The organism is Citrobacter freundii complex sp. CFNIH4 (assembly GCF_002934505.1).
In the GTDB taxonomy this organism is placed as follows: domain Bacteria; phylum Pseudomonadota; class Gammaproteobacteria; order Enterobacterales; family Enterobacteriaceae; genus Citrobacter; species Citrobacter freundii.
The window spans coordinates 43,173-67,115 of record NZ_CP026234.1 but is presented as its reverse complement, the minus strand read 5'-3'; the positions used below and the strand labels follow the sequence as shown (position 1 = coordinate 67,115).

The following is a 23,943-nucleotide window of genomic DNA, read 5'->3' as shown; positions in this document are numbered from 1 at the left end:
AATATAACGACAACGAACCATAGGCCAGAAAAAATGACACTTCAAAAAGCCAACGAAAAACGTATTGAAAACTTCCTAGCCAAACAAATTCGTCATAACGGTAAGATTTTATCAATGCGTGAATTTATGGATTCACTCATTGCTGACGGCTATAGCCCACGTGCAAAAGCGGAACAGAAAGTAGGACACCCCAGCAGCCGTCAAACCTTTCGCTGGAACAACGAGCAGCAAAGGGAGCACCAGATTAAGCGAGCTCTGGGGGGTACTGTTCTGAAATATTCAATGGTGTCATCTGACGGCTCATTTTATGACATTGAAAAAATTGCCTATGATTACGTCATTGAAAAAATGGGCGGGGTTAACGTTAAGCCGGAAACGATGTGTTTTGCGATTTTCAACAGCCCTTCATCATTGCGGGGCGGGAAGAGAGAGCGCTGTGTAGCTGTCTATAGCCGCACTGTGGCAACAGAGGAACAACGGGTCAGGAGCATGTTATCTACTGACTTCACGCATTATGATCTGGTCTGGTTCGGTGAAGCCACTTCCCAGAAGGAAGCGCTGGAACTAGCCGAGGGATAATATCAATTAGCCACCAAGGAAATAACCGGGGTGGCTTTTTTGTTTTAAACGATTAAAAATAAGCCAAATCACTTCGTCACAAGCATGTGGGTGGTAATATAGACATATAGGCAATCACATTCAACTGGAGGCTAATATGTCAGATTTAATTGCAGCAAGATATGATGAAGTATCAGCTTCCGAGTTTGAAGATGATATGGTTGTCATTGTCATTACCGATGAACAGAGTGAAGATATTGAGGTTATTTCAGACCTTGATGATCTTTTCGTTAATACTGAGGTTGTGGTTATTGATGGTGACGCTTTAGAAGTCGACTATGATAACGCTGGATATTTTTCATCAGAGAATAGCTATGAAGTTTCAGTAGACGATATGTTATTCGACAATACCGTTGGTGAGCAACTTATGGATTGTGGTTTTTTCGGCACTCAAAGCTAATAGATACTCGTTATTTATTATCGCGTCCCAATCGTCATGCAGGTGTGGTTATTTATTTACTGAAAAGCCATGTTTTAAATAACAGGCAACGATAATCTAACAGGAGCGGCTATGAAACTCGAAAACATTAACAAAGAGCAGCAGCTCTATGTTCTTAAATGTGGCTCTATTCTATCAAGCTACGGATTTGATCTCCTGCATACAAAAGCAACCGCCGTAGCTGACTGGATGGACGTTGAAGCACCAGTAGCTGCACTGGGTACAGAAGAACATTTTGAACAATGTGCAGAACTCATGCGGCGCGGGCAGGTATATGCTAACGCTTCCCGGAAATGCTGCCCCGGTAATCTTTCCCCCCAACTAATTGGGCTTGAAGGTTGTCGTGTTAGAGTCACTACCGATGACGGTGAGGAACGCTGTTTCTGGGTTGCAAAAACGACCGGATGGATGCCGGGTCACCTCGAAGTTCCACGCTCGAATACGGCTTATGGCCACCCTGCACAAGCGCATTACAAGTCAGTTCAGACTATTCGATAAGTCACCGGTGCTCCGATTTCGACATGATGCATACCAACCAGACTCACTACTGTTGTCATCGACAAGAATGACAACAGTAGTGAGTATCTATGGCTTATCCTCGGAAAACAGCCCATTATTCATGCCTCCCTCTTCCGGTATGGCATAGCTCACATGGCTTCAGATAAAAATCAAACCGATAAACTCGCCCGCGATATTAAAGACAAGGTTCTCGCCAGGCCTGCTGGCTCATCAGGAGAACCAGTGGAGTACCGGAGTGTCCATGAATTTATGACACTAACCCGCACGGGAACCCCTGCTGATGCCCGCCAGTTCCGGCTGGCTGTTAAAGCTAAGGGAATAGCTATCTGGCCTGATGATGACCCACGCGTAGGGCAGCAATTTGCACGTGACGGCATTCGCTGGGAAGTTCGTCTGAAGACCTTCCGGCCTGAGAGTCAGGATTCATTTGACGATGACCTGGATGAGAAAGTCTCACCAAAACGCTTTGGATATCGCCGGTACGGTGCGATGTCCCGTCCTGATCAGAAGAAATTCAGCGACAGGGTATACTTCAACTGCATGGAGCGGTGTGTCGTCACCGGTGTGAAGACAAAATGCAGGGGAGAAGCAGCACATCTGATTGAGCATCATAAAGCGGGCTCTGACCACTGGAGTAATGGCCTGTGGCTTCGGGCAGACATACATCGGTTATACGACAACGGCCTGTGTGTGATTAATCCCAGCACCCTGACAATCCATTTCCACCCCACTATCCTGGCTAAGGATGACGATCTCATCGCGTATGAAGCTCGGCCAATATTACCGACAAGAAAACCTGTAAACCCTGCCTGGTTAAAATCCCGGTGGGATGAACTTACCTGGCCGAAGTAAGCATCGTGTCTGACAACGGTAGTGAGGCCTAATCATTACCGTTGTCGTAGCAAACGGGCTTCAATGCTTGGCTCATTATCGTTGTCACCAGTCTGGTCAGCTCATAACTATTGCCATCGGCACTGAGATGCCGTCCTGCGCATCGAACTCACATCCATTGTCACTCGATTTTTGAATCTGCCGGGAGTGTAACCAGTGACAATGGTAATGATCACCTTCACATAATTAACGAACCGTTACTACTGGTAAGAGGGTGCATGGTCGACAACGGTAATGACAATTAAGGAAAGTACCTTTCTGTAATGACAACGGTAGTGACTTAATGGTTAACCCTTGTCTGGTTACCGGCAATCAAGTACAGGAACTATGACAATGGTAGTGAGTCATTACCATTGTTATGGCTCATCATACTATCCCTATATACAGCAAGTAGACGGCGTTGCTCACTACCATCGTCATTGGTTGCATGGGTAGCAGAATGTTAGATGACAACAGTAGTGATTCTGGTGCTTCACCATCCGCCTGGTGACAACGGTAATGAGTGATCGAGATCACTATCGTTGTCGCAGCGTTCGGTATGGCTACAACCGGCAAGTTGTGCCTCGACAATGGTTGTGATCCCGCACTCACTTGATTCGTCATCGCCGGAACGACCCCACTGAAATGTACTTGGAAACGATGACAATGGTAGAGACTTGAAAAAATCACATCCATTGTCATTGACCAATCAGGTTAGCTACGACAGCGGTTGGACTCATTTCCATTGTCACCGACAGGCCATGTATTCATACAACGACAACGGCAGGGAGTGACGCGGTCACTACCACGGTCATTCATCCCGCCCCTCAAGTACGAGCAGACAGTACGGCGAGTGAATCCTTACCATAGCTACCTGAAAGGCCTGATTAACCTGGAATGCATATGACAACGGTAATGACCAACAGAACTCATTTCCGTTGTCATTGTGCTGGTGGAGCAGTAAGAACTTGGTCTGAATCATGAATGACAACGGTAGTGAGTATTCTTAGTCAATACAGTGGTCATTCAAATGCGCCGGGAGCAAATGACAGCGGTAGTGAGTCAAATCACTCATTACCGTTGTCATTGTGTCATGGGAATCAGCGATAAATCCGTACTGACGATGCCGACAATGGTAGTGAGCGGTATGAGGTCTTCTCCGAGAAGCTGCTCTGGAGAGTTGTCGATGATGACAACAGCAGTGAGCTGCCAAGACTCATTGCCGATGTCATGGTGTCATGGGTATCAGCGATTTGTCTGTACCGGCGATTCCGACAATGGTAGTGAGCGGTGTAAGACCTTCCCTGAGAAGCTGGTCTGGAGAGATGTCGATGATGACAACAGTAGTGAGCTATCTAGTCTCATTACCATTGTCATGAGTGGTCACCCCGCAATGACAACAGTAGTGACCGCGTCACTCAATACCGTTGTCATTAAGCTAAACAGGATTCTCTGACGATGTGCAGGGAGGGAGGGTTCCAGGCCGTCATCTGACAGCCCGGAGGGAATGCTAGCTGGCGGGATTGTTCTTTTTCTGGCTTCTAAGGCTGCGAATGTAGTGAAGTTCTTCAGCTGTTAAGTCATGGATGGTTAACGTTTCATCCCCATCAATGGGCTCATCTGGTGGGCACAATTCACCTTCCAGTGGCTCACCATTATTTTTACCCGACGTGCCATTGTTCTCCTCATCAGCATCACCCTCGCCATCACCATCAGGTGGTGGTTGGATATTGTTCAGATTCAAATCAGGATCGCGTTTGTGGATCTGGAAATAAACCTTCCCATCTTTTTTTACTTCGGTGTACTGAAGGTAACCAATGGATGCCAGCTCCTCCAATGCCTTACGTACTGTGGCGTTCTGGCTGTTGGCACGGGTCTTAAGATTTAATCGGTTCTTAAGTCTCGTTAAGGAGATCGGGATTGGATTTGGTGGAAGTGACTCAATGAACGTGTAAAGCGCCTGTGCGCTCTCTTTTTTCGCCAGTTCCTTGATAGCCTTCAGCTGCATCAAAACCTTGTGGTCGTACTGATACAACTCGAATATCTTAGGGTCTATCTGTAGCTCTACCTGATCAGAGTCCGGGTCAAGCAAGGCAGACTGCACCAGGTGCGTCGTATACACCTTTGACGAGTGGGTGCTGGTGAAGGACAACATCACGGATGCCAGCCTGCGTAACGACGCGTCGATACGCTTACGGGATGCGGTAGAGGAACGATAATTTTCAGGGTTACAGAGCTTCAGAAACTCAGTAAATTTGAGGCTGATCTTATCGTTATCAATCGGATGGTTAGCTAGCGTTCGGATGATTCCCATCCACGTTTTGAAGTCAACAGACATATCGAGGCGCTGACCCACGATCGAGATATTGGTGAAACCCTCGCTCTCCATCAAAGAAAGTGTCTGTAGTTCTTTCGTGGCATCAAAGCCAACAGTTTTGTATTCACGACTCTGACGGCCAACGCTTTTTGGTGATGGCACAAACAACCCAAGGCGCATGAGCGCGATAGACTGAACCGTCCTGCTGCTATTAGGACGTAAAATAATTTCTTTACCTGTCTCTCTCTCTGTTACAGAGAAAGCCCTGGTAACCATCTGGCCTTGCTGCTCAGAATCTTTCTCATTGGTCATAGTGGTTTATCGACTGTATTAATCAACAGATTATTGAATACTATCGCCCAAAGCCCTCAGTGTCACTTAAGGGATCTCTGCGACGATCTCAGATTGTGCATAAGTCCAGGCTAAAAAAACGCCACGACTAAATATAAAACTCTGAAATTCACATAAAAACAAATACATACGTAGTTTATCAACAAAGGATCAATTCCGGTGAAAAAGATCCTTTAAAAAATCACTACCATTGTCGCCGCAATCACTACCGTTGTCAAAAAACTCACTACTACCGTTAAAAAACTCACTACCAATGTCAAAATAATCACTACCGTTGTCACCGATTGGCTTCCAGGCCTTGTGCCGTCTGGCTTCCGAGCTGCGGGGATCTCTTGTGATCTATGGGAACTCGTAAGGTACTAATTATTGGAACTACCTTGTGGAAAATGGGGATAAATTCTCTCTTCGAGTTAAATCAACATCGAATAGCTAAATTGTCGAAAATATGTACGGGCATGAAAGGAAAATGCGTATAGAAAACAGTGGATAAGATTTTAATAATTTTGTTTCATCATACAGGTGATAGATGGTATCTATATGAATTATAATAGAAATATACTCAAAACTCTTTAAGAGTTATACCTTCAGATCACACAATAAAACTCACTACCATTGTCACAAATACTCACTACTAACGTCGAAATAGTCACTACCAATGTCATTTTAATCATTACCAATGTCAAAAAAGTCATTACCATTGTCATAAAATGCCCTTGAGCCCAGTAACCATGCGGCTTGCAGCGTACAGGGATCTCTTTTGTACTCCGTTGCACCTTTGGGATCTCTTTATTGGAACTGTCCTGTGGAAAAGTATCTTTTTTGCCTTCGTCAGCTACTGACTCGGTGCTTTACTGATTGTGTAAACAAAACGATAAGAGGCACTCACATGTACGCAACTGCAAAAGAAATTATCGCAAAGCTGCAAAAAATGAACCCTGACGAAAAGGTGCTAGTCCGTGTCTGGTACAAGTCTGATGTTCAGGAGTTAGCAATAGACCGAAACATGCCGCAGGTTTCAGCTAGCGAAGCTGAGTCGACCTTAGCGTTGATAGACCGAACTCACGATGGTGATATCGGTATCAACTGGGATGTTGTTCAGAGTGGTATTGAGACAGTTCGTAGTGGCCAAATTTAAGCAACCGAGTAACAAGGACGTGACTCAACTAATCCACATATCCACCGGGTAGATCAACAGATCGATCCAGATTAAGACCAAATAGAACCAAAAAGATCCCCGCTCCCGCAAACCCGCAGCTGGTAAGCTCTGAAGACCTGCCCCGGTGGGGTTGAGAGGGAAAAAAGTGAGCTCTGAAGGGCTGTCGGTGGGGTTAGCCTGGTAGCTGGTGGTGTTCAAAGGGAATAACGGTGGGATTGGAAGGGGAAAGGAACTTAATTATCAACATCTGCTGTGCTAATGAAAACATCAAATAAAAACATAATCATACGTAACAAATCTCAAAAATAGGTGATCGGTATTCATTTTTTGTCCACACTGGCAGCAGATCAAAAATTTGATGTCAACGACATTTATCCGATTCATCTCTGAAATAACGTATTGATTTAGTACAAATAAAAACCAATACCCGATAAATGGGGACTAAATGACCCCTATTTCTCATGATCAATAAAAATCACCGTGATACATTCGCCCGGACTGGGCATTCCAAGATACCCGGAAAATAACAATAAAACTGGGGGATCCACACGATGAACTCGAATGAAGTTCTTCTTTTCAAGGACGCTATTCCCGACTTCAATCAGCCGTCGACTGGAAAGCTGACGGTGACAAAAAATTCATCAGTACAACCTGTATCACTGCTCCGCCTGGGCGTTTTTACTCCCAGTTGCCGAACAGAGGCAACGGTCACGCTAAACGTGACGGAAGCGCTATCCAGTCTGGAAATTGCAAAACAGGAAGGGTACACGGACATAAAGATCACCGGCCCGATGCTGAATTATTTCCAGGACTTCCGGTGCTGGACAGCAATCGTCCATTCCTTCAGCGTATCGCCTGATGCGCTGAAAGGTAACCGGATTAAAATGCCCTTTAGTGAATTTGCCAAACTCTGCGGCTACCCATCAAAACGCTACAGCACGAAACTGCGCAATGAGATAGCCGATTCGTTGACGAAGATTCGCTCAAAAAGCATTCGGTTTGAGAAGAACCCGGGGATCACCAAGTTCAAAGTAGCCGGGTTGCTGAAAGAGGCGGAATTTGATGGTGAAAGTGATTACATCATCCTGGAAGCCGACGAACGACTCTGGGATTTGTACCGTTCAGATCATCTTACTCTGTTGCGGAAGAAACCCCTGGAGCTACTTACCAGGAATGAAACGGCTCAGGCGCTCTATACATTTTTTGAAGCGCTACCTCAACATCCAGCCCCGATCACCTTTGACAGACTTCGACAGCGTTTACTGCTCAATGGGCGCATTGCCGAACAGAACCGGAAAATGCGAACTGCTCTCGATGTGCTTGCCAGCATCGGTTACCTGAAATTTTACTACCTGGTGGACACCAGCGTACCCACCATTCAGATCACGGATCGGAATCCCAAACTAACAGGTTCCTGATGTTTGAAACGTCTTTTTGCCCGGTTCCGGGAATGTGCTGTCTCATTCCCACCGGTCAAAAACACTAAGTTGACGTTTCCCTCTCAAACCCACCCGTGATTTTGTAGTCGCTAAAGGGCTTTGTTGAATAAATCGAACTTTTGCTGAGTTGAAGGATCAGATCACGTATCTTCCCGACAACGCAGACCGTTCCGTGGCAAAGCAAAAGTTCAAAATCACCAACTGGCCCACCTACAATAAAGCCCTCATCAACCGTGGCTCCATAACTTTCTGGCTGGATGATGAAGCTATTCAGGCCTGGTATGAGTCAGCAACACCTTCTTCACGAGGCAGACCTCAGCGCTATTCTGACCTTGCCATCACGACTGTGCTGGTCATTAAACGCGTATTCAGGCTGACCCTGCGCGCTGCGCAGGGCTTTATTGATTCCATTTTTTCTCTGATGAACGTTCCGCTACGCTGCCCGGATTACAGCTGTGTCAGCAGGCGGGCAAAGTCGGTTAATGTCAGTTTCAAAACGCCCACCCGGGGTGAAATCGCACACCTGGTAATTGATTCCACCGGGCTGAAGGTCTTCGGTGAAGGCGAGTGGAAAGTCAAAAAGCATGGCCAGGAACGCCGCCGTATCTGGCGTAAGCTGCATCTCGCCGTTGACAGTAAAACACATGAAATCATCTGCGCTGACCTGTCGCTGAACAACGTTACGGACTCAGAGGCCTTCCCCGGGTTAATCCGGCAAACCCACCGGAAAATCAGGTCAGCCGCCGCCGATGGCGCTTACGATACCCGGCTATGTCACGATGAACTGCGGCGTAAGAAAATCAGCGCGCTTATCCCTCCCCGAAAAGGTGCGGGTTACTGGCCCGGTGAATATGCAGACCGTAACCGTGCAGTGGCTAATCAGCGAATGACCGGGAGTAATGCGCGGTGGAAATGGACAACAGATTACAACCGTCGCTCGATAGCGGAAACGGCGATGTACCGGGTAAAACAGCTGTTCGGGGGTTCACTGACACTGCGTGACTACGATGGTCAGGTTGCAGAGGCTATGGCCCTGGTACGAGCGCTGAACAAAATGACGAAAGCAGGTATGCCTGAAAGCGTGCGTATTGCCTGAAAACACAACCCGCTACGGGGGAGACTTACCCGAAATCTGATTTATTCAACAAAGCCTCGCTAAAGGATAAATAGTCCCATTTACATCTGAAAAGCTGATGGGGCGCGTCAGGCCTCTATTGAATACAACTTGTATTACCATGAAAAATAAAGAAAATAACACTCCTCTTTATAATTACTGCTGTTCGCCTAATCCCAAAAAGATACTTTTTTAATCTGCACAGTTTTTATCGCCGGTGGGAACGAGAGGGAAGGGGAAAATATACCCGGTGGGATTGAGAGGGAAGGCCTGTAGAAAACAACCCGACAATCTTTTGTCGGCTGGAATGACCAGGGTAAATTAAGTTCTGGAGGATAGTTATGACTTCGACATTTGGTAAGCAGCTGAAGCTTTATGCAGACCGGCAAACGGGCGCAAAACGTACTGCTCTTGATTTTCAATATGTGGTTTCGCCTGGTAAGGATGCGTTTCCCACGGTGAACATCACTATGGCTCCGATTGCTGATGGCGCAAAAGAAGCCCAATGGGAGCTTAAGCGCGTCATCCAGCTGAATCGCTATGAATTAACTCAATGTTGCGCGGTATTGTTCGGGCTGGAAAAGGAGATGAGGGCAAACTTTCACGGAACCGATAAAAACAAAGGTTTTACGCTCATCAACAATGGTGCATCCGGCTGCGGGATAAACTTTTCTCATGGTGGGGATATGCTGACGCATATGTTGAACCATGCCCAAAGAATGGAAGTAGGGGCATTTATTCTGAAACGGCAGGCGGATGCGTGGGATATGAGTGTCAGTGACGTTCTTGCACTTTTGCGTCAGTCCGTGGCCATCAAACGGGCATAAGATCACGAAGCAGGTTCAAGAACAGGCTTACCGTACAACAATTTTCAAATCCAAACTGACCCTACTTAACTTCAACTGGAAGGCGCTATGACAGAACATCAGCAGAATAGAAATGTTTGTGAAGTCGGGTTAGCCTGTGAAGCCATGACGATTGATCCCAAAACCATTCAGTCAGCAGTAATGCGTAAAGAAGCCACGCAAGTTGTTATTCCTCACTTTAAGGGGGTTTGTCCTGCTTTTGTCGAATGGGCTGAACAATGCTTACCTGGCGATAAACTTCCTCGTGGGAAATTTTTTAGGTCACGAGAATGGATGCGTCAGTTCACCACTTGCCAGATAAACTACAAGACAGATCATCCAGATGAAGGAAAGTATGGATGGCTTTTTGAAGGAACCAAATATTGAAAAGTTAAGGAGATATGATTAATGCTAATTTATGCCGCAGATCTGATTTTACCCTTAAAAATTCTGCTGGTGGTATTTGTCGTGACTATCATAGGCGCTACCATCGGGTTGAAATTTGTACGCTCCGAAAACAAGATCGTTTGCATGTGGCTCGTGCCAATAGGCTGTCTTGGGGGAATTTTTGCATTGATGATGTTTCCATCAATTACCACAAATGATTTGTTGCTCGGCAAGAGATGGTCGGAAGATTGTCGCGTGGTCGAAAAATACGAACGCCACGCTTTTGAAGCACCGACGAACCGGCTGATTTGTTCGGGGGTTGATGAGCATGTTAATTCAGAAAGTTATGCGGTATTAACGAAAGCTTACCGGGAGCGGGGGGGAGAACTTATTTCGGGATCCCATAGTGTTGAAAACTAGCCTTCAAATCTAATGCTACGGAGTTTTCATGAATAATAATCACAATGTTTTTCCTTGCAATGAATTGGGTATGGGTGATTCCAAATCGGAATTGGAAAGACTCCTTGAATTATGTGAATCCACTCCGCAAACAGGCGAGCCTAACCCCCAGATAGCTAATATGCAAGCATTTTGGAATCGATAACTGGTGGCTCATCTCATATCACTGGCTTCAATTTTTGCTCTCATATTCTTAATGGCCGTAAATTTTCCACACTCAACGATGCAGAGATAAAACAGCTAACATCTCTTCGCAATGAGGGGCGAAAAGACGGTTTTGTGGTCAGAATTCAACCTGTTGATGTAACCCCTGAACTTCAGCTTGAAAGGTATCTTGCGTCAAGTTGGGAAAGCGAAATCGAGATTTATAAACGCGTACCGTCGATTGTCGTGATCTGTAAAATCTCAGGTCTGTCTGCATTGGCAGGCTCGGGGAACAAAATGTTTTTAAATATGGATTACTTAAGTTGCGGAACTGAAACTGATGATCAGGATTGCCAGGATTAAGTCACTGATTGGCGGTTGCAACGAGCTTTGGGTTTGTTAGACTGGCCTGACATACCTTCCCCCATCGCGGGGTGCGTTGTCGGAGTATCAAAATATTGTTTTCCCCTATGCGGGGTTTAATTAGTGAGTAGCGACTGCCCGGGTTAGCGCCTGACCCGTGTCAGACTTCTGAAGGATATTTTGATATTAACCGTCCAGCTGGACGGTTTTTTTTCGTCTGTTTTTAATTTGGATAGTGGTATGGGTAGAAAAAAACAATCAAACCGCAGTGTATCAGCGCCAGCTGTTGATGCTGAAAAAGAAATTATCGACCCGAGATGGAACATCTTTTTCTTTGCGGCAATTGACCGACCGTGGGTGCTTAACCCGCATCTTTTTTACGCTGAACAAGCGCAGGAACGTTTGCTGTCGCAGTTCAGTGATGTGGAGATCAGGAGTGAAGCGACAAAGAAAGGCGAGTCATTTATAGAGTCAGCTGGAGACTGGTTCAATCCTGATTACCACGACGAAAGTGACGTATACGAGAATATTGAACAGATTGAAGCTTGCCACTGGGTTGCGTTGCGGGAAATGAAGGTCACGGTCACGCTTTCCCTGACCGCTGGGATGTACCACCAGTTTGACAAGGCATTACGAGATCTGCTTATCCGGGAGGCCAGAAGCTGGCGGTGGCTCGACATGGTTGTGATATCAGATTTGATCTGGAACCTCAGTTTTCCGAGGCTTATGGATTTGATGGAATGGCTGGGTATTGAAGTACGAAACATGCCATGTTTCCCGTTAATCAGTGCATGTCATCAGGTTGTCAACGTTTATAAACATGGAGATGGTGATGCCCACCAGAAACTGGTTAATGCTCACCCGGAGTACTACTCAGTATGGCAATGCGAAGGTTATCCGCAAGAGAGACCAGCTCGCCACGAAGAACTTGAAGTTTCCGAGGAACAGTTTAGAGAATTTGCCGAGGCGATAACGGTGTTCTGGAAGAGTCTGCCGGAAGGACTATCTTATTCGGGGATGGGAAAAGAGCCTAAGTGGTTTGGCAAGGCTTATGAAAAAGTGAAGTGCGACAAAGAAAAACGCGAGCGTAAAGCGGAAGAATAGTGGGGCACTCTAGCCCCACCGAAACAAAAGGAGAGTCAGACAGCCGGTGACGGTTGCCAGCCTGATTGAGTCTGGATCCATTTGCCTACGGAAATCATGTCGTAACCACCGTTCCCGTAGGACGACTTCACTTCTTCTATTTCGACTGGAACCGCCAGCTCGATGGGGCGGAACCAGCCATCATCACCGACTGTATACCGGCCTTCATGTTCCTTGCTCATTTCGCAGACCCGGCTGGGTGGAAGCCAGAAACCTTCATTTGCTCTTTCGGATGCGATACGAATAGCTTCATCCACGGAAGCGACTTCCCGGATGTGTTCGTTATGCGCGTTTGACATTTTGATCAGAAATGACTTCATAGAACCATTTTCCTCAGCTTAGGCCGGTAACGTTAATCGTCGGGGCGGTCGGTAATATTCCGGCGATAGTGTCCTCATATTGTACTCTGGCATGATGCATAACAGAAATTTGAGAGCGCGGGATTGAGAGGCGAAGTAGTTTGATGATAATCGCTGCGGGTGTACTATCAGCCTGATTCCTGGACTGAAGCCGAACGTCCAGCCGTGGTAAAACTGGTGAACGATGTTAACCTGGCATCGAGATATCGAGACCGTAACCATCTGACTGAATAAGGAGCTTTTATGCCGAATGGGAGAGTGATTTTTAACAAAAGAGGCCGATGGGACTGGCTTGATAGCGGTTGTGATATAGATGAGGATGAATTAAAGCAGGAAGAGTGGTTTGTTGGCGATATGTATTATCCGCCAGACTTTGAATACGATACGTCAATGCATGATCACCAGATTACAGAGTGGTTGTCTAAACCTGAAGAGCTGGTGCGGTATGAGCGAGGGCGTTAACTCAATTTGCTTATCTGAACTGGCTACATGATCTTTCAGCGTGGCCATTTCGGTTCTTCACATTTCCCTGACTCCCTCCTGACAGAACCGACTATTTCATCCATGAACCGCAAGAGCGGTAACTAAATGCCATATCGTGTGGCAGAGTGGTTTGCTCCAGTACCCGTCAAAATAGTCCAACATACAAAAACAGGGTAGCCTGCCCCGGGCTTCACCCGGGCCAGGCTACCCGGAGTCGAACCGTTAACCCGGAGTCGTGGGTGAGTAACGTCGAGTGCCCGCCTGAATTCCGTGCGGCCACCAGCATTGGCTTCACCTTTTTCCGACCGACACTTTCGTGCTGGTTTGCGGCCGCATCTTCGCCGGGCCGGAACACCCTGCATTTTGTGCCGGTGGCCATCACCGGTATTAGGATAAAGGGAAGAATATCGGTGATGGATTCCGGGATAATCGCCGGGAAAACCCGGGCAGAATTCACGTACATCACCCTCTATTAGTCCAACATACAAATAAACTTCCCCTTTCTGCCCCTGCGCTTCGCTTGGGGCAGAAAGGGGAGCCGTACCTGAAACCTCCGTGTCGTTTTCAGGATCGGGCCCGTGCCCGGGGTAACCATTCTGCCCGGGCCCACCATTTTAAAAAGAAACCGCCGTGCCCGGTCTGGCCATTTCCCCCGCCTGCGGCAACCGGGCCGTGCCGGTCTTTCCGTCCGGTTCCTGCAAACCCCACATAGGGACTCCGGTCGCTGGATGAGCCATGCGAGAAAATATGAGAAAAAGAGAGAAAAAAAGAGAAAAAAAAGAGGGGCCGGGGGCGCGAGGGTTTCAGTGGGTATAAAGGTCAAGGGCGCTTTGCAGGGTGGACGCGGGGGTGTTGACCCTGATCGCATTTGTATGTTGGACTAATTTTGCATATATGAAGACAAGAAAAGACGCGCTGCCGACAGAGCAGGTATACTCTCGCCATCAAATGTGCGGCCAGCGGCGGGGGAGGCACTGTTGCAAAGTTAGCGATGAGGCAGCCTTTTGTCTTATTCAAAGGCCTTACATTTCAAAAACTCTGCTTACCAGGCGCATTTCGCCCAGGGGATCACCATAATAAAATGCTGAGGCCTGGCCTTTGCGTAGTGCACGCATCACCTCAATACCTTTGATGGTGGCGTAAGCCGTCTTCATGGATTTAAATCCCAGCGTGGCGCCGATTATCCGTTTCAGTTTGCCATGATCGCATTCAATCACGTTGTTCCGGTACTTAATCTGTCGGTGTTCAACGTCAGACGGGCACCGGCCTTCGCGTTTGAGCAGAGCAAGCGCGCGACCATAGGCGGGCGCTTTATCCGTGTTGATGAATCGCGGGATCTGCCACTTCTTCACGTTGTTGAGGATTTTACCCAGAAACCGGTATGCAGCTTTGCTGTTACGACGGGAGGAGAGATAAAAATCGACAGTGCGGCCCCGGCTGTCGACGGCCCGGTACAGATACGCCCAGCGGCCATTGACCTTCACGTAGGTTTCATCCATGTGCCACGGGCAAAGATCGGAAGGGTTACGCCAGTACCAGCGCAGCCGTTTTTCCATTTCAGGCGCATAACGCTGAACCCAGCGGTAAATCGTGGAGTGATCGACATTCACTCCGCGTTCAGCCAGCATCTCCTGCAGCTCACGGTAACTGATGCCGTATTTGCAGTACCAGCGTACGGCCCACAGAATGATGTCACGCTGAAAATGCCGGCCTTTGAATGGGTTCATGTGCAGCTCCATCAGCAAAAGGGGATGATAAGTTTATCACCACCGACTATTTGCAACAGTGCCTTAGCAATGGCTTTTGATAGAACGATATCAGCCAAAACCTTGCCGCACCCTATAGGTGGTAACTGGTCAGGGTCGCCAGTAAAGATAATACGAACCGATGGGTGAATATGGTTGACCAGGCGATACATGGTTGGCAAGTCAATCATACTGGCTTCATCTATTACCAGTAAATGCTTTGGCTGGTCTGAACTTGGCTCAATAGGTTCTCTACGTAATAACTTAGCGATAGTTGAGGTGATAAAGCCAATTGACTCATGCAAGCGCATAGCAGCTCGGCCACTCAGTGCTACTGCATGTATTTCAAATCCCATTTGATGGTAGGCTCGAAGTGCGGTTCTAAGGACTGTGGTTTTACCTGTGCCAGCTCCGCCCGTAATACAGCTCACGGCGTTATCCAAACACGTTGTCACTGCTTCAATCTGTTTCTTGGTTAGCTCGTATGGTAATTCATCAACCGAAGAGCAATATGCAGAATTTGCAACTTCGTCATAAAGGTTGTTTTGATTAGCTAGTGCTTTAAGTCGTTTGGCAACGACATTTTCCATCAACAACTGGGCGGTTGGATGATAAGAGCCAGTGTCAGGGTTTAGGATGTATTGCGCTTTGTTGTGACCTGCTTTAAACGCTTCCGTCACCAGTTCCTTATCTTTGAGCAATTTGGTTAGGTATGGGCGTAAACACGCTTGAGTTGTATAGGTGTGGCCTTTCTCAATCTCTTTTCGAATCGCGGTTTCAAGTGCGGCACTTAGTCTGCGGTGATCACAAACTGTGATCTTAAACTGGTCAAAATTAACCAGTTTATCGACATCCGTAAACGACATTCCAAACCCAATAAGGACATACGGATTTTGTTTAATAGCCTCAATGGACTCTTCTCCATGATGCTTCAATAAGCGCTGCTGAATACTTGCTGGTATCTTGTGTTCGGTCATCCAGTTGCAGTAGGCCAGATTCTTATATTTGGCGTAACCCTCAAATAACGCATTGATAGAATCTTCACTCAGGACACTTCTAAGGCGCTCTCTTGATTCATGAGTGTCTTTTCTAACCGTTGGGTGAAAATCCTTTCCTAACAGTTCCCAAAGTGCTCTAGCTTTACTTTCACCGATACCTTTGAAATCACTTTCTCTGGCAATAAAGCGAATAAGCTGTTCACCCGTTTCTGGCAGGCTGCATTCGATGTGCTCTGGTGATTCATAGGTATGCTGCTGCATCACGAAATCACCTGTTTCTACTTCCTCTACCAAACGAGTTCCCTTCACTGACCAGTGCTGGCCGAGGGCTGGTTGAACGGGGATGGCATCTGGATCAGCTTTGATGGTGACGTAATACTTGCCGCTATTGGTTTTGTGTGAGTTTTTTTTCAGTGGCACGCCACTGAATATCACCATTTTGGTAGAGCTGTACGGAATGCTCGTGACACGCATTTGGTCTTGATGGAGTGTAAATTTCATCGTGGCATAAACCCCATTTCTGACAAGGTTTCATTCAGTTCGCCAAACCGCTCCAGTTTACCTTCCAGCTCTTTAACTTTGGCTTTTAGCTCAATGTTTTCAGCTTCTAAGGTCGATACTCGTTTTGAGTCGAGCAGCTTGCGATTAGCCGTGTTGTCGTATTGCTTTGGTTTGTCGGTATTGTTCCTTGCAGATTCGGTCAGTGGCGGGAGTATACCTTTATCACGCAGTTTGTCTTCTAATGCCTTGAGCGCTTTTCTAAGCGTAGGATTTTGGTTAAGGGCAGACTTACCGCAACCAACCCCTTTTGCTACTTCGATGCGGTTGAGCTTGCCTTTAAAGGCGATTTGCTTAAAGTCATCATCAGTTTGAGTGGCTTGCCATACTTCAAATGCTTCGAGGTTTTGCTGCGCTCTTTGCTGACCGTTCGCCATTAATCATCTACCTCACCTAACAACTTGCGTAGACCTGTCGCAAAGCCTCTAGGGAATATTTCTGTGTTGTATTCCATGTCTTTTACTTGGCCTGCTTGTGTGGTTTGCCAGTTATGTTTTTCCATACATTCGTCAGAGATAGCGTAGGCTAAGGCGTTCTTCTCAGATTCGGTCAAGATGCCAGATAGTGAAGGCAAGACTTCAACACTCGGCTCTGCGCTTGCATCAAACTGACGTACAGGACGCTTATCAATGGTAATATTCGCGTGCTGTTTTAGCAGATTAACCTCTTTGCGATAACGGTTGCGCTCGGCAATAATCTGACCAAACAAAGCCCGTACCGCAGGGTCTGGAATACGCTCAAGTAGCTTGTTATCCTGTGGAACAGACTTAGAGCGTGAGGTTGGCGATAACGGCTTTTTGGTGGTTGTTTTGCACTTTGCTGCCCATGCTTCAATCAAGGTGCGGTAGTGCTTGTTTTTGGTTGCTCGTAACGCTTCGTAACCTGGGCCACCCTCTGCTGCTGATACTCGCCCCATTTGTGCAATGGAGAAATCACGCTGCCCCGATCCTGCATAGGCTTTCAGGATGTCGTTAAGCTTATCTAGGTTTTTTTGGGTTCTTGGCACTTTGTCGTCTTTTAAGTCAGCCAAGATGATATCAATATTAATGTCCATTAACCCTCCAATAGCGCAGGTTGGGTGAGATTTTCTAAGCGTAAGGCTTTATCCGACAGTGCATTCATGCCAGCGTTAAATAGCTTGTGATTAGACAGGTATTCACCCGCTTCGATGTAATTAGCCACTTTACGGTAGCCTTCCATTTTATCGTCAGGGTCGGCTATCTTTGCCATTTGGCGTAGCATGGCATTACCAGCGATTAGCTGCTGTTTTTCATCCATTTCCATAAAGATAGGCTCAAAGCCTTTCTTCATCAGAGCACGACTAAGTTGGCGGGAGCGCTTTTCAATAGCAGGCGTCTTACGCAATTCATCCTGCAAGTCAGGGAAGAATTCGGCATCGTCACATAGAAGGGATAAGTGCAGTAACTCAGACTCTGTTTCAACGAATTTCAAGGCATGGCTAATATCTTGTTCATTCCCTACTGCAATCAATTTATCTTTGGTGTCGTCATCGTTTCGGGCTTCCTCGACGTGAATGATTTTGCTGATTAGCTCGAAGCACGCTATCCAGTCTTTGGTGTATTCATCGGCTTCTACTTGTTGCTTTTCATAGCGGCGCTGTAGAACCTGCATGTCATTATGTTTGGTAAAAGGCGCACCTTGCTCTTCACAGAAGAACTGCTCGTCTTTGAGTGCTTCGTAAGCGTGCAGTGAGAACCGTATTGACGAAGTGAAGCTGGTCAGGCAGGCAGAGTAACCCGCCACGGGAGCAGAGCACCCACCCGGTTCACAGGCCAGTCGGCGATGACATCAAGTACATAATGCAGATAGCGTTCCGGATCCACGCCGTTTAATTTGCACGTCCCGATAAGACTGTACAGTGACGCACCGCGCTCACCACCATGATCCGAGCCGAAGAACAGCCAGTTTTTTCTCCCCAGACTGACCCGTCGTAGGGCGTTTTCGGCAATGTTATTATCCACCTCCACCCAGCCATCTTCTGCATAGCGGATCAGCGCCGGCCACTGGTTCAGCGCATACCCGAACGCCTTCGCCAGTTCTGAGTGCCTTGAGAGGGTTTTCTGTTTCTCCCGCAGCCACCCCTCCAGTGACGCCAGCAGCGGCAGCACTTTTTGGTGCCGGACTGCCTGCCGTTCCTCTGCTCTTTTACCTCTGATCTCCGACTCGATGGCATACAGCTCGCCGATCCGTTTCAGCGCCTCCTCCGTCAGGACTGACGGGGTACGGACGTGAACATCGTGGATTTTTCGGCGGGCATGGGCCCAGCACGCGGCTTCCTTTATATGGCCGTCGCGGTAGAGCTCGTTGAACCCGGCGTAGGCATCAGCCTGCAGTACGCCACTGAAGCCTGCAAGATGGGTCTGAGGGTGGATACCTTTTCTGTCCGGGCTGTAAGCGAACCACACTGCGGGGGCCAGCGCTGATCCGGCGTTGCGGTCGTCTCGAACGTACGTCCATAAGCGCCCGGTCTTCGTCTTCTTATTGCCCGGCAACAGCACCGGGACAGGCGTATCGTCAGCATGGAGTTTGCCGTCGGTCAGGACATAGTGCTGAAGGGCTTCATCCAGCGGTGCCAGCAGACGACAACACGCATCCACCCAGCCCGACAGTACAGAACGACTCAACACTACACCCTGGCGGGCATAGATCTCCGACTGGCGATACAGCGGTGTGTGCTCTGCATACTTTGAGGTCAGCACTCGGGCCAGCAGCCCCGGTCCGGCGATCCCCCGTTCGATGGGGCGCGAAGGAGCCGGGGCCTGAACGATGCGATCGCACCGACGGCAGGCATGCTTTTCACGGACTGTCCGGATAACCCGGAAGGCGCTGCGCATCAGCTCCAGCTGTTCGGCGGCATCCTCACCCAGGTAACTCAGCGAACCACCGCACTCCGGGCAACACGGCTCAGTCGGCAGCAGCCGCTTCTCATCCCGTGGGAGTGACTCAGGGAACGGTTTGCGGGTGCGGGTCTGACGCAGCGGGCGCTGCACTGCCGGGTCATCCACCCGGCCGGTCAGCGTATCGCTTTCCTGCTGCAGCAGGTTCAGGTCAGCTTCCATTTGCGCGATACGGCGGGATACCTTTTCGGAACGACTGCCGAAGTTCATCCGGCGCAGCTTATCCAGTTGCGCCTGCAGATGGTCTATTTCGCGTTCCCGGTTGCTCAGCTTTTCCTGCAGGGCGTGGATCAACGCTTCCTGTTCGGCCAGGCGCTGTTTCAGCAGAAGGATGTCGTCAGAAGAGGTATCGTTCATAAGCCTGTATTTTACCAGGCTTATTCTGCGACAACCAGGATAAAGAGCGCTACAACATGGTCAGGGATGTCAGTAACCGCTTTGGCTGTCGCCAGTCGATACCTTCCATCAGCATCGCCAGTTGCGCCGGCGTCAGGAACACTTTGCCATCGCGGGCTGAGGGCCAGGCGAAGCGACCACGTTCCAGTCGCTTTGTCAGCAGGCACAGACCATCGCCGGTGGACCAGAGCAGTTTTACCTGACTGCCGCTGCGTCCCCGGAAGATGAAGACGTGGCCGGACATCGGGTCATCTTTCAGCGCGGTCTGCACCTTTGCGGCGAGGCCATTGAAGCCGTTGCGCATATCGGTGATACCGGCAACCAGCCAGATTTTTGTGCCTGCGGGAAGATTTATCATACCGGCCCCCGCATCAGTTCGCGCAGGACAGTGCTCATGAGTTCAGCAGAGGGATGAGTCAGTGTTATTTCTCCTCCCCGACATTTTATGTGGCAGGTAGCGGGAGGAGAGCAGGATGGTAGTTCGAAGGTTGGGAGAGAAGAGCCCGCCTGAAGCTGCACGGGTATCAGGGCAGGAAGCGACGATGAGTTTTTTCGGGGCCGACAGACCCGCCCTTCACGCTGCCAGAGCCTTATCCATTTAAAGAGCAGGTTATCATTGACGTCATGTTTCCGGGCCAGTGCGGCAATACTGCCTTCTTCTTCAAGAGCCAGCCTGACCAGTTCCATTTTGAATTCAGGGGAATAGTGTTTCCGGGGAAGTCTTTCTTTAGCGCGCATGAGGTGTCCACCTGCAAAATAAGTGGGTGCTTAAGTTACAGGATCCTGGATTCGGGACCAGACGGTACTCAGACGACGCTTACAGTGCTTCTAGCTCACCCTCGATTTCAACCGATAGGTTAGCCGCTTGGTGCGCCTTGTAACTAAGTTGATTAAACTGAGCGTTAAGCGCTGGCAGGTATCGCGCCTCAGTAATAAACCAACGGCAACGAATGCAGTTTTCAGGGCCATGCGGTACGCTGCCATAGATGCGATTAACGGCAGCACTTGCATCTCTAATCAACTCACCACCGTTCCAGCACCCGCCCAGCGTACTGACTTCATCGGATTTTACGGTGTTGCCTCCGACCAAACATAAGCCAGCTGAACGCTCCTCCCAGCCGATGGGATTACGGTTAACTAATGCCGCCTGAATGCTATCTTCTTTGTGATAGACCATTTTGCATTGAATTTGCGCTAGTGAGGCATCTTTGAGGAAGTTGCGCACTGATTGCTTGGCTTTACCCTCAAGCTCCCCCTCGGCTTCACTCATTTTTTCCGCCATCACGGACGGGGTAATTTTGTTGTAGTAGATGGTCATTAGGATACGTGAGTGCCCTGCCAGTAGTTTGGATATGACCGGTAGTGGCAATTGGGTATCCATCGTGTAGGCAGTTATCAGCGATACACGCAAGCTGTGCAGGGGGAAATTTGTGGCAACCTTAGCGTTTTCTGGAGTGTCTTCTGGGTAATCCACAACCAGTTTAAGTCGCTCTCCATTATCAAGCGTATTACCTTGCTCAGCGAGCTGGTTTTCCAATTCCAGTAACAATTGATACCAGAAAGGTGCTATATTCGCAGCCCCACAAATTGGTTTGTATTTATCTTCTCCTTTCGCTGACGCATCCCGAAACAGAAAGGCGATTTCACCCATGCTTTCTAACTGGGTTTGTGACTTATGTTTGCCAATATGTTTAGTTAACAGCGTGGTGCAGTCTGTCGGTTTCACTATAGGGTTGTATTTTTCCTGCCAGTTACGCAGTTTTTCCAGCCAATATAATACTTCCTCATTCTGCCAAGGGATGATGTAGCCCCGCTCAAGTTCGTCTTTATTTTGGTCAGCGGTTTTGTTGGTGTTGATATATAAACCTGTGGAATACTGGCCTGTCATGGTGTCATGGATACGGCGAATGATGCCTTTACCAAAAGGGCGTTTTTCGCTACCGAGCGCAAAGTCATGCTTGTCATTGAGCTTCCAACGACCGCTTTCATAACGCCACGTATCCGCTTCACCACTGTCTAACATACGCACTTGATAGGTGCGCAGTGGCAGATGCAGCTTCATAAATATAACCATCGCTTTGACAGGTGACCAGATTTGGTGGAGGGTGATTCTTTTATTATCTCTAGTCACCTCTTTGGTACGCCACACACAATCGGGGTCAGATTTGTCAATCAAGTCAGGCTCAACTTCAAACCAATCGCCACCTGATTTCCTTTGCCCTGCCTGCTCTTGTGCCCATGTCCAATGCTTGAAATGTCGGTAGTGATAGCTAGGCAGTAACGACTCGCCTTGTGGTAGGTTTTGCTCAATCACCGTCAGTTCCGCTTTATCTGGCAATGGACACAGAATTTGGCGCAGGTCTTGGATGTAACGATACGGAAGTGGGTTACGCACGGTTTCAGTGTGTGATTGTTGCCTCTTAATTTTGCTCAGCGGATTGCGAACCAGTGGCATTAAGTTGCCGCTATCATCTTCTTCAGATAGATGATGCTCAATGACGTAATTAATGAAGTCACCGAGGTGGTTGATAGATTTTGATACTTTGACGGGGTCGTTAATAGTTTTTCTCACAGTAGCTTCTAGCTCTTCAGTGGAGCAGATATGGCCATTGTAGCCCTTGAAAAACAGACCAATATCAGTTGCATAGGGAGCGCACTCCAACAGGTAGGACTCAAAAAAACGGCTCAACGCGGAAAGCTTGTGGTCAACCCCCACATGCTGTGTCGCCATCCACTCAGCGGCTAATTCCTGCCATTGCTCCCACTCAGGGCCAAGGGTGGTGAGCATCCATTTAAACGTTAAGTCCGATGTACGCCCGTCATGTTTCTTGACTTTTTTTGCCATTATTTACCTCGTAATTTCGGATGCTTGCCTGTGAAATAGCCTTGCGGGTCAATATCGTCAAAACCGTGCTCGACCAACTCTTTCCAATCTAGCGATTTTACTTTGGACTCAGGATTTGCCAGTTGTAGCGTGGCCTTGTTGAGTTCATCGGAAATTTCCTGCTGCCCTTTACCTGTGTAGGGAACTTGAGACTCCAGTGATTTATGGTGCATACATCGTCGTATCACCAACGGGTTAAGTCCTGAACGCTCTAAGCGTCTGCCATAACTATGACGATGACCGTGCGGGTCGAACCCTTCCGATTTGTTTGGCTCTAAGCCAATGCGCCTTAATCCCGCCGCATAGCTTTGGTGAAACGCATTCAAAGTGTATGGGTTTCCAAGGGCGCTGTGATGGAATGAAATGAACGCATAGGTGTGATGGCAGTCAATACTGGCTCGATATTTTTGGTATCTCTTCCACAGTGACATAAAAACCTTGCCATAATCCGTTGGAAACCACTGAACTTGTATGTAGTTATCTCGATGGTCTACAACTCTTGTTTTCCAGCCAACGTATGCCGTGCCTTTCATTCGTTTGCGTGGTATACGAGCGTATTTTTCTTGTAAATAGGCTTCTCTGGTTTTTGTCCCTGAGCGACTACGCCAACCTTCGGGTGCTTTACCATCGACTTCGTTGTAAATTCGAACTATCGCTTTTTCAGGGTCATACGGATCTTCAAGTACATCAGTCACCCACAGCATAATAGCTTCGCTTTCACGCAAACCGCCACCGTGCATCAAGAGCAGCATAAGCTTATCTCTCAACGCAACTCGTGGATCTTTTGCTCCGCCAATACCATCTTTATAGAATGATTCCCAATGCTTATCTGGGAATGCTAAAGCATCGTCTTCGGCTTTCGTCAATGGAGTACGTCCTTTCATTGTGCGAGCTTTACGGATGGTTTTGTTAACGGTTTTATCTTCAATATGTCCAAGGAAGTCATTTTGGTTTTTTCGATACCAAGCAGCGTAATTAAGGCGTTGCTCATGAGGTGTGGCATCTCGCAAAGGGTTCATTGGCTCTGCGCCATGCTTGTTAGCCAGCCAATCAGTAAATGCCGTTAATCGATGAATATGTTTATTGACGTTATCAGTTGAGCTTGGCACCCAGTACAAGCCAGAGGGATCTAAACCATCTTCACCGATGGTGCCTGTGTAAAGACGCTTAGCAAAGGTTTGGAATAGCATTTTAGGATCTTCAAATAATCCTTTGTTGGCTTCCATGTAATCCAAGAGCAAAGAAGTGGCTTGTATAAAACCATTCATTAAAGCATTACTAGCACCATCAGCTTCCATCTTTAGCAAGTAATCGGTAACTGAACCAACTTCACCTTGTTCGGTGATCAAGATGGGGAGCTGACTTTTAATGCCAGTATTATCTTCTACGATAGTTGCTTTGACTTTAACCGATGACAAGGTTCATTCCTTTATACACG

24 protein-coding genes and 2 pseudogenes are annotated in these 23,943 nt (G+C 48.0%); 13 read left to right on the top strand and 13 right to left on the bottom strand.

Annotation, left to right across the window (positions count from 1 at the left end; genetic code table 11):
- Positions 1–33: 33 nt before the first annotated feature.
- From C2U41_RS27960 to C2U41_RS27945, 4 genes are all read left to right on the top strand, one after another.
- Positions 34–579 (top strand): hypothetical protein, encoded by a 546-nt coding sequence (locus C2U41_RS27960; RefSeq protein WP_007372335.1) that lies wholly within the window; start codon positions 34–36, stop codon positions 577–579.
- A gap of 136 nt (positions 580–715) precedes the next feature.
- The gene (locus C2U41_RS27955; RefSeq protein WP_007372336.1) at positions 716–1,018 is read left to right on the top strand and encodes a hypothetical protein; all 303 of its coding nucleotides are present in this window, start codon (positions 716–718) and stop codon (positions 1,016–1,018) included.
- Between the two features lie 111 nt (positions 1,019–1,129).
- Positions 1,130–1,555: a hypothetical protein gene (locus C2U41_RS27950; RefSeq protein ID WP_016241550.1), complete on the top strand. Its 426-nt coding sequence runs from the start codon at positions 1,130–1,132 to the stop codon at positions 1,553–1,555.
- A gap of 153 nt (positions 1,556–1,708) precedes the next feature.
- Positions 1,709–2,428, top strand: a complete 720-nt coding sequence (locus C2U41_RS27945) for an HNH endonuclease signature motif containing protein (protein WP_007372337.1) — start codon at positions 1,709–1,711, stop codon at positions 2,426–2,428.
- 1,528 nt (positions 2,429–3,956) lie between these two features.
- Here C2U41_RS27945 and C2U41_RS27935 read toward each other — a convergent pair.
- Positions 3,957–5,075 carry a RepB family plasmid replication initiator protein gene (locus C2U41_RS27935; RefSeq protein ID WP_016241547.1) on the bottom strand — a complete coding sequence of 373 codons (1,119 nt, stop codon included), beginning with the start codon at positions 5,073–5,075 and terminating at the stop codon, positions 3,957–3,959.
- A 925-nt stretch (positions 5,076–6,000) separates the two neighbouring features.
- Here C2U41_RS27935 and C2U41_RS27930 point away from each other — a divergent pair.
- From C2U41_RS27930 to C2U41_RS27890, 8 genes are all read left to right on the top strand, one after another.
- On the top strand, positions 6,001–6,249 hold the full coding sequence (locus C2U41_RS27930) for a hypothetical protein (protein ID WP_016241546.1): 249 nt from the start codon (positions 6,001–6,003) through the stop codon (positions 6,247–6,249).
- Between the two features lie 572 nt (positions 6,250–6,821).
- Complete coding sequence (locus tag C2U41_RS27925; protein WP_008786567.1) at positions 6,822–7,688, top strand: RepB family plasmid replication initiator protein; 867 nt, start codon at positions 6,822–6,824, stop codon at positions 7,686–7,688.
- A gap of 148 nt (positions 7,689–7,836) precedes the next feature.
- On the top strand, positions 7,837–8,805 hold the full coding sequence (locus C2U41_RS27915) for an IS5-like element IS903B family transposase (RefSeq protein WP_000654812.1): 969 nt from the start codon (positions 7,837–7,839) through the stop codon (positions 8,803–8,805).
- A 359-nt stretch (positions 8,806–9,164) separates the two neighbouring features.
- Positions 9,165–9,650 carry a hypothetical protein gene (locus C2U41_RS27910; protein WP_007372340.1) on the top strand — a complete coding sequence of 162 codons (486 nt, stop codon included), beginning with the start codon at positions 9,165–9,167 and terminating at the stop codon, positions 9,648–9,650.
- Positions 9,651–9,737: 87 nt separating this feature from the next.
- Complete coding sequence (locus C2U41_RS27905) at positions 9,738–10,055, top strand: hypothetical protein (protein ID WP_009651680.1); 318 nt, start codon at positions 9,738–9,740, stop codon at positions 10,053–10,055.
- 21 nt (positions 10,056–10,076) lie between these two features.
- Complete coding sequence (locus C2U41_RS27900) at positions 10,077–10,475, top strand: hypothetical protein (RefSeq protein ID WP_016241545.1); 399 nt, start codon at positions 10,077–10,079, stop codon at positions 10,473–10,475.
- Positions 10,476–10,646: 171 nt separating this feature from the next.
- Entirely contained in the window at positions 10,647–11,021 is a 375-nt protein-coding gene (locus C2U41_RS29880; RefSeq protein ID WP_223226822.1) for a hypothetical protein, read from the top strand.
- A 240-nt stretch (positions 11,022–11,261) separates the two neighbouring features.
- Complete coding sequence (locus C2U41_RS27890; protein ID WP_016241543.1) at positions 11,262–12,125, top strand: hypothetical protein; 864 nt, start codon at positions 11,262–11,264, stop codon at positions 12,123–12,125.
- Positions 12,126–12,160: 35 nt separating this feature from the next.
- Here C2U41_RS27890 and C2U41_RS27885 read toward each other — a convergent pair whose 3' ends face one another.
- Positions 12,161–12,484 (bottom strand): hypothetical protein, encoded by a 324-nt coding sequence (locus C2U41_RS27885; protein ID WP_007372343.1) that lies wholly within the window; start codon positions 12,482–12,484, stop codon positions 12,161–12,163.
- A gap of 282 nt (positions 12,485–12,766) precedes the next feature.
- Here C2U41_RS27885 and C2U41_RS27880 point away from each other — a divergent pair, with 282 nt between their 5' ends.
- A complete protein-coding gene (locus C2U41_RS27880; RefSeq protein WP_007372345.1) occupies positions 12,767–12,985 on the top strand; it encodes a hypothetical protein in 219 nt (72 codons plus the stop codon).
- Between the two features lie 211 nt (positions 12,986–13,196).
- On the opposite strand, the gene C2U41_RS29420 is transcribed toward C2U41_RS27880, so the two are convergent.
- The 11 genes and pseudogenes from C2U41_RS29420 to gmtY all read right to left on the bottom strand — a co-directional run bounded on the left by C2U41_RS29420 (position 13,197) and on the right by gmtY (position 23,923).
- Complete coding sequence (locus tag C2U41_RS29420) at positions 13,197–13,469, bottom strand: hypothetical protein (RefSeq protein WP_024196078.1); 273 nt, start codon at positions 13,467–13,469, stop codon at positions 13,197–13,199.
- Positions 13,470–14,028: 559 nt separating this feature from the next.
- The gene (locus C2U41_RS27865) at positions 14,029–14,733 is read right to left on the bottom strand and encodes an IS6-like element IS26 family transposase (protein ID WP_001067855.1); all 705 of its coding nucleotides are present in this window, start codon (positions 14,731–14,733) and stop codon (positions 14,029–14,031) included.
- 44 nt (positions 14,734–14,777) lie between these two features.
- Positions 14,778–16,250, bottom strand: a pseudogene (locus C2U41_RS27860) (AAA family ATPase); the annotation flags it as partial.
- Complete coding sequence (locus C2U41_RS27855) at positions 16,247–16,684, bottom strand: VPA1267 family protein (RefSeq protein WP_016807539.1); 438 nt, start codon at positions 16,682–16,684, stop codon at positions 16,247–16,249. The gene C2U41_RS27855 and the pseudogene C2U41_RS27860, both read right to left, overlap by 4 nt.
- Positions 16,684–17,361 carry a gamma-mobile-trio protein GmtX gene (gmtX, locus tag C2U41_RS27850; RefSeq protein ID WP_016807538.1) on the bottom strand — a complete coding sequence of 226 codons (678 nt, stop codon included), beginning with the start codon at positions 17,359–17,361 and terminating at the stop codon, positions 16,684–16,686. Before gmtX ends, C2U41_RS27855 begins: the two co-directional genes overlap by 1 nt.
- A pseudogene (locus C2U41_RS27845) lies at positions 17,361–18,005 on the bottom strand (gamma-mobile-trio integrase GmtZ); the annotation flags it as partial. The gene gmtX and the pseudogene C2U41_RS27845, both read right to left, overlap by 1 nt.
- 41 nt (positions 18,006–18,046) lie before the next feature.
- Positions 18,047–19,582 (bottom strand): IS66 family transposase, encoded by a 1,536-nt coding sequence (tnpC, locus tag C2U41_RS27840; protein ID WP_001000409.1) that lies wholly within the window; start codon positions 19,580–19,582, stop codon positions 18,047–18,049.
- Between the two features lie 49 nt (positions 19,583–19,631).
- On the bottom strand, positions 19,632–19,979 hold the full coding sequence (gene tnpB, locus C2U41_RS27835) for an IS66 family insertion sequence element accessory protein TnpB (RefSeq protein ID WP_000609174.1): 348 nt from the start codon (positions 19,977–19,979) through the stop codon (positions 19,632–19,634).
- On the bottom strand, positions 19,976–20,308 hold the full coding sequence (locus C2U41_RS30250) for a transposase (protein ID WP_050586387.1): 333 nt from the start codon (positions 20,306–20,308) through the stop codon (positions 19,976–19,978). Before C2U41_RS30250 ends, tnpB begins: the two co-directional genes overlap by 4 nt.
- A 130-nt stretch (positions 20,309–20,438) precedes the next feature.
- Complete coding sequence (gene gmtZ, locus C2U41_RS27825; protein WP_048242292.1) at positions 20,439–22,466, bottom strand: gamma-mobile-trio integrase GmtZ; 2,028 nt, start codon at positions 22,464–22,466, stop codon at positions 20,439–20,441.
- Positions 22,466–23,923: a gamma-mobile-trio recombinase GmtY gene (gene gmtY, locus C2U41_RS27820; protein WP_016807536.1), complete on the bottom strand. Its 1,458-nt coding sequence runs from the start codon at positions 23,921–23,923 to the stop codon at positions 22,466–22,468. The genes gmtZ and gmtY overlap by 1 nt, the downstream gene beginning before the upstream one ends.
- Positions 23,924–23,943: the final 20 nt, after the last annotated feature.

Bases quoted from the DNA above. Each gene is read 5' to 3' on its own strand.
- C2U41_RS27960 (WP_007372335.1), top strand. From the start codon at position 34: ATGACACTTCAAAAAGCCAACGAAAAACGTATTGAAAACTTCCTAGCC.
- C2U41_RS27885 (WP_007372343.1), bottom strand. From the start codon at position 12,484: ATGAAGTCATTTCTGATCAAAATGTCAAACGCGCATAACGAACACATC.
- C2U41_RS27950 (WP_016241550.1), top strand. From the start codon at position 1,130: ATGAAACTCGAAAACATTAACAAAGAGCAGCAGCTCTATGTTCTTAAA.
- C2U41_RS29420 (WP_024196078.1), bottom strand. From the start codon at position 13,469: ATGTACGTGAATTCTGCCCGGGTTTTCCCGGCGATTATCCCGGAATCC.
- C2U41_RS27880 (WP_007372345.1), top strand. From the start codon at position 12,767: ATGCCGAATGGGAGAGTGATTTTTAACAAAAGAGGCCGATGGGACTGG.
- C2U41_RS27855 (WP_016807539.1), bottom strand. From the start codon at position 16,684: ATGGCGAACGGTCAGCAAAGAGCGCAGCAAAACCTCGAAGCATTTGAA.
- gmtX (WP_016807538.1), bottom strand. From the start codon at position 17,361: ATGGACATTAATATTGATATCATCTTGGCTGACTTAAAAGACGACAAA.
- tnpB (WP_000609174.1), bottom strand. From the start codon at position 19,979: ATGATAAATCTTCCCGCAGGCACAAAAATCTGGCTGGTTGCCGGTATC.
- tnpC (WP_001000409.1), bottom strand. From the start codon at position 19,582: ATGAACGATACCTCTTCTGACGACATCCTTCTGCTGAAACAGCGCCTG.
- C2U41_RS27910 (WP_007372340.1), top strand. From the start codon at position 9,165: ATGACTTCGACATTTGGTAAGCAGCTGAAGCTTTATGCAGACCGGCAA.
- C2U41_RS27865 (WP_001067855.1), bottom strand. From the start codon at position 14,733: ATGAACCCATTCAAAGGCCGGCATTTTCAGCGTGACATCATTCTGTGG.
- C2U41_RS27925 (WP_008786567.1), top strand. From the start codon at position 6,822: ATGAACTCGAATGAAGTTCTTCTTTTCAAGGACGCTATTCCCGACTTC.
- C2U41_RS27930 (WP_016241546.1), top strand. From the start codon at position 6,001: ATGTACGCAACTGCAAAAGAAATTATCGCAAAGCTGCAAAAAATGAAC.
- C2U41_RS27890 (WP_016241543.1), top strand. From the start codon at position 11,262: ATGGGTAGAAAAAAACAATCAAACCGCAGTGTATCAGCGCCAGCTGTT.
- C2U41_RS27900 (WP_016241545.1), top strand. From the start codon at position 10,077: ATGCTAATTTATGCCGCAGATCTGATTTTACCCTTAAAAATTCTGCTG.
- C2U41_RS27955 (WP_007372336.1), top strand. From the start codon at position 716: ATGTCAGATTTAATTGCAGCAAGATATGATGAAGTATCAGCTTCCGAG.
- C2U41_RS27945 (WP_007372337.1), top strand. From the start codon at position 1,709: ATGGCTTCAGATAAAAATCAAACCGATAAACTCGCCCGCGATATTAAA.
- C2U41_RS30250 (WP_050586387.1), bottom strand. From the start codon at position 20,308: ATGGAACTGGTCAGGCTGGCTCTTGAAGAAGAAGGCAGTATTGCCGCA.
- C2U41_RS27935 (WP_016241547.1), bottom strand. From the start codon at position 5,075: ATGACCAATGAGAAAGATTCTGAGCAGCAAGGCCAGATGGTTACCAGG.
- C2U41_RS27905 (WP_009651680.1), top strand. From the start codon at position 9,738: ATGACAGAACATCAGCAGAATAGAAATGTTTGTGAAGTCGGGTTAGCC.
- gmtZ (WP_048242292.1), bottom strand. From the start codon at position 22,466: ATGGCAAAAAAAGTCAAGAAACATGACGGGCGTACATCGGACTTAACG.